This window comes from Ketobacter alkanivorans, from assembly GCF_002863865.1.
Lineage (GTDB): Bacteria > Pseudomonadota > Gammaproteobacteria > Pseudomonadales > Ketobacteraceae > Ketobacter > Ketobacter alkanivorans.
In genome coordinates, this window is the sequence record NZ_CP022684.1 from 735,326 (window position 1) to 749,247 (window position 13,922).

Here is a 13,922-nt window from a genome sequence, read left to right on the forward strand (position 1 = left end):
GAACCCCGTTCGTGGAACACAGCAACATTATCAATGAGCTGATCATCATACTCACCGCCTCGGTTATCGCCGCGGCGCTATTCCACCGCCTCAAAGTCCCAACCATCATCTGTTATTTGATCGTGGGGGTAATACTGGGGCCCCAGGAACTGGGCTTGGTCAATGACGTAAGCCAGTTTCAGATTATTGCAGAGTTTGGAGTCGCGTTTCTGCTGTTCACCCTGGGGTTAGAGTTTTCGTTGCCCCACCTGATCGCGTTAAGACGGGTAGTATTCGGAATGGGCAGCTTGCAGGTGCTCATATGCATCTCTATTTTTGGCGGCCTTATCTACTTCTCCCGCATGCTCTATGACATTACCGTGACCGGCACCCTGATCGCTGCATCCGCCATAGCGCTTTCATCAACCGCCATCGTCAGTAAAGAACTGTCTCAGAGGAATGAAATCGCTACCGCCCATGGCCATATAGCCATTGGTATTCTGCTGTTCCAGGACATAGCGGCCATCATCATTCTGGTGTTGATTTCCGTAGGGGGTGAAGCCAGTGGCGATCAATTAATGGAATCCCTGGCCATCGCCGGTGCCAAGGCGATAGGATTCTTTTTTGCCGTTGTTGCCATCGGTAAATGGCTGCTGCCACCGCTGTTTAACGAAATCAGCAAGACGCGCTCCGAGGAACTATTCGTACTGACCGTTTTAGTTGTTGCCCTGCTGGCCGCCGCCGCCGCCCACGCCCTGGGTCTGGCCATGGCACTGGGCGCTTTCATGGCCGGTATGATGCTGGGGGAAAGTCACTTTCGCCATCAAATTGAAGCAGAAATTCGCCCATTCAGAGATGTTCTGCTTGGGATATTCTTTGTCAGCATCGGCCTGCTGATCGACGTAGATCTGATCACCACCTACTGGCCTCGCATCTTGCTTTTCAGTGCCTGCCTGATCGTGTTTAAAACCATTCTGATTGCATTGCTGTGCAAACTGTTCGGCAACAACGGCATGGTATCCATTCGCACCGGTCTGGTGCTTAGCCAGGGTGGTGAGTTCGGTTTCGCGCTGCTGGCCCTGGCAGTAAAAGGTAGCCTGGTGCCACATGATGTTGCCTCCTTCTTCCTGTCTATTATCGTAATTTCCATGGCCGCCACCCCCTTTCTGGTTTCCAACAGTGAAAAAATTGCCGACCGCATGCTGGCCAGGCGTCAAATCAAACAGGAAAACGTCGAAGAGCTACAAAACCCCGAAGCAACCGAAAACCGTCATCATCACGTTATTCTGTGCGGCTACGGCCGGGTTGGCCAAACCATTGCACGCTTTCTTCAGCAGGAAAACATCCCCTGCATCGCCGTTGACGACGACCCAGTTCGCGTACAGCGGGCACGAGCTGCCGGAGAACATGTGCATTACGGCAGCGCCCGAAAAATGAAAGTGTTGAAACATCTTGGCCTGATGGAAGCCAATCTGGTGGTCATCAGCTTTGATGATCACAACGCTGCCAAACAAATGATCCATGAAATTCGTCAGGAGCGCGAATCCATTCCGATTCTGGTGCGCACCCGGGACGACGCCCATCTGGTGGAGCTGCAAGAAGCAGGTGCTACGGAAGTCATTCCGGAAACATTGGAAGCCAGCTTGATGTTGGTAAGCCACGTCATGGTGGCCCTGGGCTTGCCGGGCCGCAAGGTGTTTCAATCCATCGAACAAGTGCGCAAGCAGCGCTACAAAATGTTGCATGGTTTTATCACCGGTCAACACGGCGCCTACGGTATGTCTCGCTATCAAGGCCACCTGCAACCTATATACATTCCTGGCACCTCCTACGCCGCCAATAAAACCGTTGGCGAACTCAATCTAGAAAGCAGAGGTGCAAGCCTTCACACCATTCGACGGGGCAACGACACCGTAATGAATCCCAGCGATGAAACGATGTTGCTGCCAGACGACGTCGTGGTGGTAAGCGGCGAACATGCCGCCATTGAGGCAGCCGAAGCCTATCTGCTGAGTGGAAAGTAAAACGCTCAATAAAACCACAAACGCTAAGAACAGCTCAGGTTAGACCAAAATATTTTTTGCTTATAGGTTAAATAGTTAGCAATATGAGCTAATCTGAGTTTTAGGGAAAGCGGTTTAAACGAATGAATTTTCTATACGCCCTTTTCCTACATAACTAGCAGCAGTAATTGAACGCCGGGTATCGTGAATGGGTATTAATCCGCTGGACTTTCGCCAGTATGTTGTTCGACCCACCCTGAAAAAATTGGGTGCATGGACTCCCTCCCTCGAAAATCTTCTCCTTGGTTCCGCAGCACAAGCATCTCAACTGGGTATGGAATTGCAATGTGATGCAGGTTTAGGTGTGTACAAGATCAAACGAGAATTACACCATCGGGTGTGGGATGAATTTTTGGCCTTCGATGCCGATCTCGCAAGCAAAGTCAGGGGATTTGCATCTCAAAGAGAGTTTTTAGCCAATCCTGATATGGAACTGGCGATCAACCTGGCTTACTCAACGGCCATCGCCTGGGGTGTATATGCGCTCAATAAGGCCGAGATACCGGAAGATGAAAACAATCCGGAAGCGTTGGCTTGGTGTTGGTACCATCATTTCCGCACCGATGAGCATCTCAAGCCTGAGCATTTTCTCGCTGGCTATAAGGTGCTCTCGGCCCCCGCCACAAAGAACAAATCGGCAACCAAAGCACGGATCATTGCCGCATAGGTATTAACTCAAGGCAGCTTGCTGTTGCGGCACAGGCTGCCCCATGGCCTCCCAGATCGCTTCCATTGCCTCAACTGCACGCATCGGCAACTTGTAGTGTACAAACGGCGAGACCTCGGTAATACCCGGATTGATTTCAATCACCTTGGCATTCCACTTACGCGCTTCAAACACCGGCTGGGAAATATAAGGGAACACACTGGTCGTACCAACAGAAAACACCAGATCAAACCCTCGCATCATCTCACGATGTAACACTTCCACCGCAGGTTCCGGCAACATCTCACCAAACAGCACCACATTCGGGCGCATCACGCCGTGACATCGGGGGCAAATCGGCATTCCATCGATCTGGCTGTAGTCGTTTGCGATCATTTCATAGTGACATTTGGGGCAGCTAAGCTCTCCCACCTTGCCGTGAATTTCAATTAACTGTTGGCTGCCAGCCGCTCGATGAAAGCCATCGATATTCTGAGTTAACACCCAGGTCTGAGGCTTTAGACGCTCCAGCTCTGCAATCAACCGATGCGCCAGGTTAAAACCGGCACCACGGCAAGCACGCTCTACCTGCAGTAAGTACTTCCAGGTGATCTCTGGCCGTTGCCGTAACATATCGCCGGACAATGCAACCTCAATGGGCATGCCTTCTTCAGTGTCAGCATCATCATACAAGCCACCAATACCGCGATAGGTCGGCAAACCAGAATCCGCCGAAAGGCCAGCCCCCGTAATGAAAAGTATACGGTGAGACTGGTCTATCAGATCGGCAATTTCCGTAAAATCAGGTTGTTTCATTAAGAGAGTCTCACAGATTACCGCCGCCGCTCTGCTTTTGTTCCCGACAACACAGGGCAGTACTTTCTAAAGGCACCAGATGCATAAACATACGATCAATCAACCCCCTTGGATCACGATCCGTATCCGGCTCCAGCGTCACTCTACCCCAGGATAACCGCACCACCTCACCCATCGCCGGGTAGCGATCCAACACATTGATATGGGACAGTTTCTCACGCAGGCTTTCTAACTGACTGTTCACCATCGGCTCAGTCCCCGTGAACATTATTACAAAACGGCCACCGCTTGTGCGGCAGGCGCAATCTTCTTTATCCAGTAAAACCGTGCGTATCTTGCGTGCCATCTCACGCAGCAGATCATCACCACACTCGGCCCCACGCTGTTCGTTAAAGTACGCAAAATGCTCCACATGCACCGCAACAAGCACCAGCCATTGACGGTTTTGGGTAGAAAAGCTCCAACTGGACAGCAATTTATCTTCGAAGGAAACGCGGTTCATCAGCCGGGTCACACGATCCAGGCTCGCCTCCTCGTTAATATGATCGTTGAGCTCCCGCAATTGATTCTTCTCATGCTGGATAAGCTCTGACTTTAGAAAACTCCCGCGAGACATTTTCTCAGTTTTAATGGAAACCATCACAGCAATCAGGGTTCCACTCACCATGAAAAACAACACATGAGCCGACACATCCAAACTCATGGTGTCGAGATACACTGTGCCACCCACCATCAACAACAGCACCAACCCAAGCGTGTTGGTAAAGTTCAACGGAAGGCGCACAAACGTGAACACCACAACTTCGACAAAAAACACGTTGCAGTAATACATCATTTTTATGGGCTGGCTGATCTCCTGGGCCATCAGCAGCAGGCTGGCTGAAACCAGCAGCGTATTGACGGTGACAACCCAGTATTTCCAGGTCATGCGCTTGGACTTGCGCGCATATAGATAGGTGCCAAGGAACGCCGCGATGGCCACACCTCGAACCACTAATGTAAACACACTAAGATGAAGGCCGGTGCTCCACTCCACCACATAACTGGTGGACAACAGCAAAACCGCCAGCAAGGACGATATACGAATGGTTTCCCGGTACCAGTCCATTTGCGCTTCCTGGTATCGGGCTTCAAGTTCCTTCGAAAAGCCCATATCCAACCACGCACCGGAACGAAGGTTCGCCAGTTGTTCTGTTACTTCTGTGTATCGCTTATTATTGTCCACATCCCTGACCGCGCAATCGAAACCCAGTAAAATTTCAGTTTACCCCCTCGTTCCCGTGCTTGCCAACAAAGAGCGTTAACCAACAGACTTAGGCGATGAATCCATCAACTTCTGACCTGACTCAACGGCAGGGCGATACACCTGGATACGGTTGCGTCCGTTTTTCTTGGCCAAATACAGTGCTTCATCTGCCAGCCCCACCAGATCAGAAGCGACACTCTCCTCATCCGGCAACACGGCCGCCACCCCCACACTGATAGTAACGAACTCATTAGCATGGGAAGTGGGGTGCGGAATTCTTAAATCTCTGACGCTTTGACATATGACTCGCGCCACGTTGGCAGCCTCCTCTTTATCCAGAGCAGGCAAAATAACGGCAAACTCTTCTCCACCGTAACGGGCAACAAGATCACCCGGACGTCGCACCGTTTGCTTCATGCATTGAGCAACCTGCTGAATACAGAGATCACCCTGCTGATGCCCAAAACTGTCATTGTAGGATTTGAAGAAGTCGATATCGCACATCAGAATCGCCAGGTTATAACCCCGACGTCGAGCACGACGCCATTCTTCATCCAGCACCTGATCGAACGACCGTCGGTTCCCAATCCCGGTAAGAGGATCAACTTCCGCCAGATCCTTCAATCGGGAATTCAGTTTTTTGAGTTGTTGGTTTTTACGATGGATAAGCAACTTCTGCAAGAACTCTCGGCGACTGGAACGGTCACTGCTGTATTGCGCCAGCAAACACAAACCGATCGCGCCAACACTTAGAAAAAGGTAGTACGCCAAGAACGAAAATACACCACCAAATGGCATCAATATGAGCAGATAGCTCACCACAAAAAGCAAACCACTGGTTAATGCAGGCCAGAAGCGCATTTTACCTATGGTCAGACCTGCCATAATAATCGCCAGCTCACTGATCAAATAAAGGCCTTTGGCCTCGTCCGGCACCACTCTTATCATTGTCAACGTGGTGACAGACAACCAGAACAGCCCCAACACCACCAGCTTGTCCAAATAACTATCGAATTTACGGGAGTGCACCAGAAACCAAATGGACACCAGACCTGGCAGCCCCATGGCATATCGAATCTTGAGAATAGGTTCTACTTGAGCGCCCAGCAGCAACCAGTCGAACAGACCGTATAGTGCGTAGAGGGCCACCAGTATGTTGACCAATTGACGAATATAGCGTCGATCACGCAATCCGCAGTAACGACGGTAGCGATCCTCTAAACCACCGGCAAACCGCAGCCGCATTCGGTTCACATAAAATTGTCCATGCAATTCTGAGCGAACCAAAGGCTGACTTTCGTGGTCGTCTGGGCCGTTGGGGCCTTCAGGGGACAGGGAGTGTCGCGAATTTTCCACTCATGTACCTGCTGTCTGCGAGCGTTATTAGTTTTATTCTAACAGTATAGTAAGTAGAAAAACCTGTGCGCTAATACAAAAATGCCCTCTTGCTAGAGGGCACTAAAGCAGCGGCTGTATTGATCAATGCAGGCAGGCAAACAGGCGGCGGCGGTAACTGGCAACAACCGGATCGCTCCCCATCAGTTCAATCAACTTCAAAATCGCCAGACGCCCACCATCCTCTTTGAATTCGCGATCTTTTTGCACGATCTCCAAAAACAGCTCCAGTGCGGCATCCGGTTCACCGGCCAACACACAATTGGCACCCAGATAATATTTTGCTTCCAGATCATCACTGTTCTGCGCGACACGATATTGAAGGGATTCTACCGTTTCAAAACCTTTCAGTTCCTGTAGAAAAAACAAGCGTGCCAATGTAGCGGCTTTAGCCTTATCGTCACTGATGTTATCCAGAACCTGCTGAGCTTCTTCCAGCCGCTCAACATCCATCAACACCTCCGCCATCAACACCTGGTGTTTAAGCTCCGAGGGCTGCTCTGCAATCGCTGACTGCAATGCTTCTATGGCCTGGTCGTATGCACCCATGCGACGAGCCCTTTCTATCTGGGCAAAAAAGTCGTTGGAGAGGTCTTCTTCCTGGTCATCAGCTTCTGGGGCGTCACCAAGATAAGGTGCGAGTAATGCACGGATTTCCGATTCGGTCTGGGCACCATTCAATTCGCCAGCCAATTGCCCTTGCACGATCAACTTTAATGATGGAACGCCACGAACACCCAGCTGCTGAACCAGCATTTGGTTGGCATCGGCATCGACTTTCGCGAGAATGAACTGGCCCGCATACTCGTGGGCAATTTTTTCAAGAATAGGAGCCAGCGCCTTGCATGGCTCACACCACTCGGCCCAAAAATCCAAAAGCACCGGCATGCGCGCAGAAAACTGCACCACATCATTAATATTCTGCGGGTTTACGTCGACGATGTAATTTGTTTCTGACATGGCTATCCCAATTCACATATTACTAATGCTGTTATTGGGATAGGAGAGTAACCGCACCGCCAGATGGAGTCAAAGAAACTATGCGATGAAGCTACGTTACGAATCTGCGTATCCAGCTTATGCCAAAGCGACTGGGCTACTGTTGCCGGCTTCATCTTCACGCCGACATTCTGACAATACCTCTGCGGCCTGAGCGTGCCCCCGGTCAGCGGCCAAAGCCAGCCAGTGTGTTGCAGCTTTACTGTCCTGATGAGTGAGGCTGCCATCGAAATAGGCCTTACCCAACTGAAACTGGGCTTCGGTATCACCTGCCTTGGCAGCCATACGAATGTATTCGAGCCCACTACGCTTCACTGCCCGCCCGACACCTGAACGATACAAGAGACAGCCCAACTGCGACATCGCGGAAAGATGACCGTGATCAGCAGAATACTGCAACATTTTGAGCGAGAAACGCGACGGATAAATACGCCCGCGCTGATTTTGAATATCGATGATGCGATTCGCTGCGCGAAACGAAAAACGCGCAATCATGCTGCACTCATTGTTAATGCTATCTGCAATCATTTCCCCAACCACTGATCCATTCAAATACAGTACTTATGAAAGCCGGGCCCCAAGCCTGGATTAACAATGGGCGCATAGGCTACTCCCATTAAACTCCGTTGCCAACACGGAATTCATATTTCGATACACTCGATTAATAGACGCGAAAACTATCCACATTTTCTGTGGAAAACTCTGTGGATGTTTTGGTGACAAGACGCCGAAACCTCCAGCAGATCTAACACCCATACAGATTGATCAATATCTAACCAAATAAAATATCCATATTTTTCAATACCTTACGAAAACCAAAGCAAAATATCAGCAAGTTACATCAACTTCTTAACAATATGTGGGAAGTGATACAGCCTGTTAACAACAAGTCGGTTAGGTTTCACTATCTACAGAATGGAGGCATAAAAAAACCGGCTTGAGCCGGTTTTTTTATTATTTGGCGCCGTTGGCAGAGCTGGATCTGCGTTTGACGGCGGCTTTCTCCACCTTACCGAGCAGCTGTTCCAGCTCGGCAATACGCTGATTCAAGTTATCCACATCGGCACGGGTGGGTATGTTCAGTCGATGCAATGCTTTGGAGACCCGCAAATCAAATGCTTTTTCGACCTTCTCCCAAGATCCTGTGGCACGAGCACGTACCGTTTCAACCTTTTCCTTGGCAACATTCAGCGGCTTATCGACAATGGCACGGGTCTTAGCTTCTAGCTTCTCACCATCCTGAACCAGTGAATCAAACAGTTTGCCGCCCTCTTCTTCGGCTTTTGAATACGCACCCAGCCCGGCCAACCAGATTTGATTGGCCGATTCCTTTACGCGATCCGCCATATGTTCTGCTATCTGGCTTACCTGCTTGTCTGATCCTGATGTCTTTTTCTCACCCATGATGATCTCTCTTGCTGTGTTGCACGTACCGAAGCGACAAAATCACGAGGCATCGGTTTAAATGATTCTACATTCGTCATGTGGACGACAATCGTACCACTTTAACAAGCCACTTTAGAATATTCATACTAGATTGATGGACAGCGGGGGTCATGGCCTTCAACCGGAGGGAAAAGCATGTACAATGCGGGCTTTCCTCTGGCGCAAACACCGTACAGCATCCCATGACGATTGATTTTCTTGATAATTTTCCCAGCAAACCCGGCGATCAACGGATTTGGAGCAACCTGAAAGGCAGTGGGCAGGCGTGGGCACTGGCACAGTCCGCCCGCCACCACAAAGGGTTGATTCTGGTGATCACACCGGACACCCAGAGCGCCCTGCAGCTGGAACTGGAAATCCCCTTCTACGCCGATAAAAATCTGGAGCTGCTGACGTTTCCAGACTGGGAAACGCTGCCCTATGACAGTTTCTCCCCCCACCAGGACATAATTTCGCAGCGGCTGGCAACGCTGAATCGGCTGCCAACACTGACTCAGGGCATTCTTATTGTGCCGGTTTCCACACTCATGCACCGCATCGCGCCGCCGTCGTTTCTTGCGAGCCAGACCCTGCTGCTGGACATAGGCCAGAAGTTTGAGCTGCACCTGGTCAGGAAACAACTGGAGCAGGCTGGTTATCGTGCCGTTGACACCGTCTTGGATCATGGCGAATACGCCGTTCGCGGCGCCATCATGGATCTGTTTCCCATGGGCAGCCAAGTGCCCTACCGAATTGAGTTATTTGACGACGAAATCGACACCCTGCGCTCCTTCGACCCCGAGACTCAGCGCTCCATCGATAAAGTTGAGCAAGTCCGCCTGCTGCCAGCCAAGGAATTCCCCCTCCACGATCAAGCCATCAGCGGATTCAAAGAGCGTTTTAAACAACAGTTCGACGCAGATCCCCGCAGCTGCCCTGTGTATCAGGACATAAGCGATGGCATTACCAGTGCCGGTATTGAGTACTATCTGCCTTTGTTCTTTAAAGGTACTGCCACGCTGTTTGACTATTTACCAGACCATACGCTGGCCTTCACACCGGAAACACTGCAAAGCAGCGCCGACCATTTTTGGACTGACTGCAACAATCGCTATGAAGAGCTGCGCTACGACCGTATGCGCCCGATCCTGCCGCCTGCAAACCTGTTTCTGGCCAGCGATGAACTGAACCGTGCCCTCAAAGAATTGCCAAGAGTGAGCGTACGCAGCGGCCTGGGGGAGGTAGATAAAGATCACCACACCGACCTGCCCTTGAGCACCCCTCCCGATCTGCCCATCAACGCCAAAGCCACCAATCCGTTGATGCATGTGGAAGCCTATTGCATGGGGGCCAAGGAGCAACAGCGCAGGATTCTGTTCGTAGCGGAATCTGCCGGCCGACGCGACACCCTGCTGGATCTGCTGCAACGCATCCGCATCAAGCCGAAACCCGCTGAACGGTGGGCCGACTTTCTGGCAGAGAAAAAAGCAGCCGTGATGATCGCTGTGGCACCTTTAAGTGCCGGGCTGGTACTGGATGATCCCAGTGTCTGCGTGATCACTGAATCCCAGCTGTTTGGCAACCGTGTCATGCAGCGCCGTCGTCGCAAACGTGGCGATGACAACGCCGAAAACGTAATCCGCAACCTGACCGAGTTAAATCCCAACGACCCGGTAGTACACATAGATCACGGTGTCGGCCGCTACAAGGGCTTGCAGACACTGGAAATCGACGGCCAGAAACAGGAGTTCCTGACCCTCGAATACGCCAATGAAGCCAAACTCTACGTGCCGGTGTCGTCTCTGCATCTGATCAGCCGCTATTCTGGTGCCAGCGACAGCATGGCACCCTTGCATCGACTGGGTACCGATCAGTGGACCAAGGAAAAACGCAAAGCAGCCGAACAGATTCACGACACCGCGGCTGAACTGCTGAATATTTACGCTCGCCGAGCCGCCAAACCCGGCCATGCATTCGACCTTAACCGCCAGGATTACGAAGCCTTTTGTGAAGGTTTTCCGTTTGAAGAAACCCCGGATCAACAGGCCGCCATCGACGCCGTGATCGCAGACATGACCTCCGATCGACCTACTGACCGTCTGGTGTGTGGCGATGTGGGCTTTGGTAAAACGGAAGTGGCCATGCGCGCTGCCTTCGTCGCCGTACAGACCGGCAAACAAGTCGCCATTCTGGTGCCCACCACTCTGCTGGCGCAACAGCATTACGAGACCTTCAAGGATCGCTTTTCCGACTGGCCAGTACAGGTTGAAGTGTTGTCTCGATTCCGTACCGGTAAAGAGCAAACCAAAGCCCTCAAACTGATTGAAGACGGCAAAGTAGATATCGTGGTGGGTACCCACAAGCTACTGCAGGAAAGCGTTCAATTCAAAAGTCTGGGCCTTATCATCGTGGACGAAGAACACCGTTTTGGCGTGCGTCACAAAGAGCGCCTGAAGGAAATGCGCGCCGATGTGGACATGCTCACCCTGACCGCCACCCCCATTCCCCGTACGCTGAATATGGCGATGTCTGGAGTGCGGGACATGTCCATCATCGCGACACCACCGGCCAAGCGACTTTCCATCAAAACCTTTGTGCGGGAAGACAACAAAGCAGTCACCAAAGAAGCCATCCTGCGTGAACTGTTGCGAGGGGGGCAAGTGTATTTTCTCCACAACGAGGTCAAATCCATTGATCGCCGCGCCGAAGAAATTCAGGCGCTGGTGCCGGAAGCCCGCATCATCGTAGCTCACGGCCAAATGCGGGAGCGGGAGCTGGAACAGGTCATGTCCGACTTCTACCACAAGCGTTACAACCTGCTTATGTGCACCACCATCATCGAGACCGGTATCGACGTACCTTCGGCCAATACCATCATCATCGACCGGGCTGACAAATTCGGGCTGGCTCAACTGCACCAGCTACGAGGCCGCGTGGGCCGATCTCACCACCAGGCTTATGCCTACATGCTCACCCCCAACCCCAAAGCCATCACCGCCGATGCCCGCAAGCGTCTGGAGGCCATTGCCGAAGCCCATGATCTGGGAGCGGGTTTCACGCTGGCCAGTCACGATCTTGAGATTCGTGGTGCCGGTGAGCTGCTGGGAGAAGAGCAAAGCGGCAACATGACCAGTATCGGTTTCTCCCTCTATATGGAGCTGCTGGAAGACGCTGTCAAAGCGATTAAAGAAGGCAAAACCCCGAATCTGGACAAACCGCTTAAGCATGGTGCCGAAATCAATCTACGCATCCCCGCCCTGATCACCGAGGATTACGTGCGGGATGTACACACCAGGTTGATTACGTATAAACGCATATCCAACGCTCGGGATGATGATCAACTGGACGAGTTGCGGGTTGAACTGGTGGACCGATTTGGCTCGCTGCCGGAATCCACCAAAAATCTGTTCCAACTGACCAAAATCAAGCTGCGTGCGCAATCGCTTGGCCTTAGCAAAGTGGATGCAGGCCCAAGGGGCGGTCGGGTCGAGTTTGGGCCGGACACTCAGGTTCACCCACTGACCATCGTAAAAATGGTACAAATTCAGCCCCAGTTCTATAAACTGGACGGTGCCGATAAGCTAAAATTCGCCATAGAGACCGAAACCGCCGAGCAGCGGCTGGACATGATTAACGAACTGCTGCAAAAACTCAGCGCTGGCCCCAAAGGGTAACGCTTTCACACTATCAATATTGATATTTAACGCCGGTTGAGCATGACATCACGCATGAAGAACACCAGACCCCATATTGCCCTGTCCCTTTGCAGCCTGTTGCTGATGCTGCCCGTTTCAGCAACGTCAGCCACCCCCGACGAGGCAACAATAACGCCCTGGTATGAAGTCTCTCTGGTGATTTTCAAGCATCGTAACAGCCCTACGGGCAATGAAAGATGGCCCACGCCGGACACGCTGAACATTTCGTTTCCCCACGGCATTCTGGAGCTTGAACCCGCGCTGGAGCCAGCAACAACCGGTGATGGCAAGACTGGACCAGTTGAGCAGGCAGCGATCCCCTTCCGCAACTCAAAGCCCACAGATGTAGGATTTCAACAGGCCCTGCGCAGCATTCAGCTCAGCTCTAACTATGAGATCATGACCAGCGCCAGCTGGAAACAACCCGCACTGGACAAAGAACAAGCTATTCCTGTACTGATTCAGGCAGGTGACGAGTTTGGTGGTTACTTTGAGCTGGAAGGCAGCGTAACCCTGACCGTATCCCGCTATCTACACATGAAGGCTGACCTGTGGCTGTCAGAGTACATCCAGCAAGTGGAAATGATCGCTCCGTGGTGGGAAAGCACTAACACCGTGGCCGACAGTTTTGGTGGGGATTTTGATCCGTCTGAACCCAGCGCAGCGCCCGCCTATCAGGATATCGATTTTGGCAGCCAGCCCAGCTACTCAGAAACCGTGACCCGTTATGAATCGGTGCGCACAGTGGTGCTGAATGAGTCACGCCGAATGCGCAGCGGTGAGTTGCACTATCTGGACAACCCCATGTTTGGCCTGCTGGTTAAGGTGGTGCCCTATGAGCCATCCACCACACCAGCAAGCGACGCCCCAGAGAGCATGATGGATGCCACCCCGATCAGCCTGCGCTAACGGTTAACTTAAAAACTGCGCAATGATGGCCCGAGCGTTGCCCATGCCATTATTGATGGCCTGTTCAATGTCTTCCATGGTTATAATGCCATCGCTTCGCCCCGCCGCCATATTCACCACCAAAGACAGGCAGGCATACTCAAGATCGGCCTCACGGGCCAGCGATGCTTCCGGCATTCCGGTCATGCCAACAATGTCACAACCATCCCGCTCCAAACGATTAATCTCTGCGATGGATTCCAGGCGCGGCCCTTGGGTGGCTGCGTACACACCACCATCGTGAATCTTGATATTCAGTTTACCGGCAGCTGCCAATAAGCCCTGACGCAAACGCTCCGTATAGGGAAACGTAAAGTCGACATGAATTACATTGCCCTGACCTGCAAACGTAAACTCGCGCCCCCAGGTATAGTCGATGATCTGATCCGGTATCACCAGGCTCTCTGCATCCATTGCGGCATTAATACCTCCCACTGCGTTAACGGCGATGATCTCGCTCACGCCAACCTGCTTCAGGGCCTGAATATTGGCGCGGTAGTTCACCTGATGGGGAGGCACGGTATGACCTTTGCCATGGCGAGCCAGAAACACTACATCCTGCTGACCAAAACGCCCAAATTCCAATGGAGCAGAAGGCGCTCCGTAGGGAGTGTCCACTACTCTGGACTCAGTCCGTTCCAAACCTTCCAGTTCAGTCAGGCCAGTCCCCCCTACTATTGCAATCAAACTCATGCCAGCAACACCTCAAT

The 13,922-nt window shown here is 52.0% G+C and carries 11 protein-coding genes; 4 read left to right on the forward strand and 7 right to left on the reverse strand.

Features of this window, described 5'->3' with window-relative positions; all coding sequences use genetic code 11:
• Window positions 1–11 precede the first annotated feature (11 nt).
• Together Kalk_RS02945 and Kalk_RS02950 are read left to right on the forward strand one after the other, a co-directional pair.
• Window positions 12–2,003, forward strand: a complete 1,992-nt coding sequence (locus Kalk_RS02945; RefSeq protein ID WP_101892784.1) for a monovalent cation:proton antiporter family protein — start codon at window positions 12–14, stop codon at window positions 2,001–2,003.
• 187 nt (window positions 2,004–2,190) lie between these two features.
• Window positions 2,191–2,709, forward strand: a complete 519-nt coding sequence (locus Kalk_RS02950) for a hypothetical protein (RefSeq protein WP_101892785.1) — start codon at window positions 2,191–2,193, stop codon at window positions 2,707–2,709.
• A 3-nt stretch (window positions 2,710–2,712) separates the two neighbouring features.
• Here the strand turns inward: Kalk_RS02950 and Kalk_RS02955 are convergent, their stop codons facing one another.
• From Kalk_RS02955 to Kalk_RS02980, 6 genes are all read right to left on the reverse strand, one after another.
• Window positions 2,713–3,504, reverse strand: a complete 792-nt coding sequence (locus Kalk_RS02955; RefSeq protein WP_101892786.1) for an NAD-dependent deacylase — start codon at window positions 3,502–3,504, stop codon at window positions 2,713–2,715.
• 10 nt (window positions 3,505–3,514) lie between these two features.
• Window positions 3,515–4,729 (reverse strand): GGDEF domain-containing protein, encoded by a 1,215-nt coding sequence (locus tag Kalk_RS02960; protein ID WP_101892787.1) that lies wholly within the window; start codon window positions 4,727–4,729, stop codon window positions 3,515–3,517.
• Window positions 4,730–4,804: 75 nt separating this feature from the next.
• A complete protein-coding gene (locus Kalk_RS02965; RefSeq protein WP_101892788.1) occupies window positions 4,805–6,106 on the reverse strand; it encodes a GGDEF domain-containing protein in 1,302 nt (433 codons plus the stop codon).
• Between the two features lie 123 nt (window positions 6,107–6,229).
• Entirely contained in the window at window positions 6,230–7,105 is an 876-nt protein-coding gene (locus Kalk_RS02970) for a tetratricopeptide repeat protein (RefSeq protein ID WP_101892789.1), read from the reverse strand.
• 117 nt (window positions 7,106–7,222) lie between these two features.
• Window positions 7,223–7,639, reverse strand: coding sequence for a tetratricopeptide repeat protein (locus Kalk_RS02975; protein WP_158643279.1), 417 nt, complete (start codon window positions 7,637–7,639; stop codon window positions 7,223–7,225).
• A 459-nt stretch (window positions 7,640–8,098) separates the two neighbouring features.
• Window positions 8,099–8,548: a phasin family protein gene (locus tag Kalk_RS02980; RefSeq protein ID WP_199768004.1), complete on the reverse strand. Its 450-nt coding sequence runs from the start codon at window positions 8,546–8,548 to the stop codon at window positions 8,099–8,101.
• 224 nt (window positions 8,549–8,772) lie between these two features.
• Between Kalk_RS02980 and mfd the strand changes: the two genes are divergently transcribed.
• Together mfd and Kalk_RS02990 are read left to right on the forward strand one after the other, a co-directional pair.
• Entirely contained in the window at window positions 8,773–12,243 is a 3,471-nt protein-coding gene (gene mfd / locus Kalk_RS02985; protein WP_101892791.1) for a transcription-repair coupling factor, read from the forward strand.
• Between the two features lie 54 nt (window positions 12,244–12,297).
• Window positions 12,298–13,173 carry a CsiV family protein gene (locus Kalk_RS02990; RefSeq protein WP_158643280.1) on the forward strand — a complete coding sequence of 292 codons (876 nt, stop codon included), beginning with the start codon at window positions 12,298–12,300 and terminating at the stop codon, window positions 13,171–13,173.
• A 3-nt stretch (window positions 13,174–13,176) separates the two neighbouring features.
• Here Kalk_RS02990 and Kalk_RS02995 read toward each other — a convergent pair whose 3' ends face one another.
• Window positions 13,177–13,905 (reverse strand): S-methyl-5'-thioinosine phosphorylase, encoded by a 729-nt coding sequence (locus tag Kalk_RS02995; protein WP_101892793.1) that lies wholly within the window; start codon window positions 13,903–13,905, stop codon window positions 13,177–13,179.
• Between the last annotated feature and the right edge of the window lie 17 nt (window positions 13,906–13,922).

Coding starts and splice junctions, on each gene's coding strand:
- Kalk_RS02950 (WP_101892785.1), top strand. CDS start 2,191: ATGGGTATTAATCCGCTGGACTTTCGCCAGTATGTTGTTCGACCCACC.
- Kalk_RS02955 (WP_101892786.1), bottom strand. CDS start 3,504: ATGAAACAACCTGATTTTACGGAAATTGCCGATCTGATAGACCAGTCT.
- Kalk_RS02970 (WP_101892789.1), bottom strand. CDS start 7,105: ATGTCAGAAACAAATTACATCGTCGACGTAAACCCGCAGAATATTAAT.
- Kalk_RS02975 (WP_158643279.1), bottom strand. CDS start 7,639: ATGATTGCGCGTTTTTCGTTTCGCGCAGCGAATCGCATCATCGATATT.
- Kalk_RS02980 (WP_199768004.1), bottom strand. CDS start 8,548: ATGGGTGAGAAAAAGACATCAGGATCAGACAAGCAGGTAAGCCAGATA.
- mfd (WP_101892791.1), top strand. CDS start 8,773: ATGACGATTGATTTTCTTGATAATTTTCCCAGCAAACCCGGCGATCAA.
- Kalk_RS02990 (WP_158643280.1), top strand. CDS start 12,298: ATGAAGAACACCAGACCCCATATTGCCCTGTCCCTTTGCAGCCTGTTG.
- Kalk_RS02995 (WP_101892793.1), bottom strand. CDS start 13,905: ATGAGTTTGATTGCAATAGTAGGGGGGACTGGCCTGACTGAACTGGAA.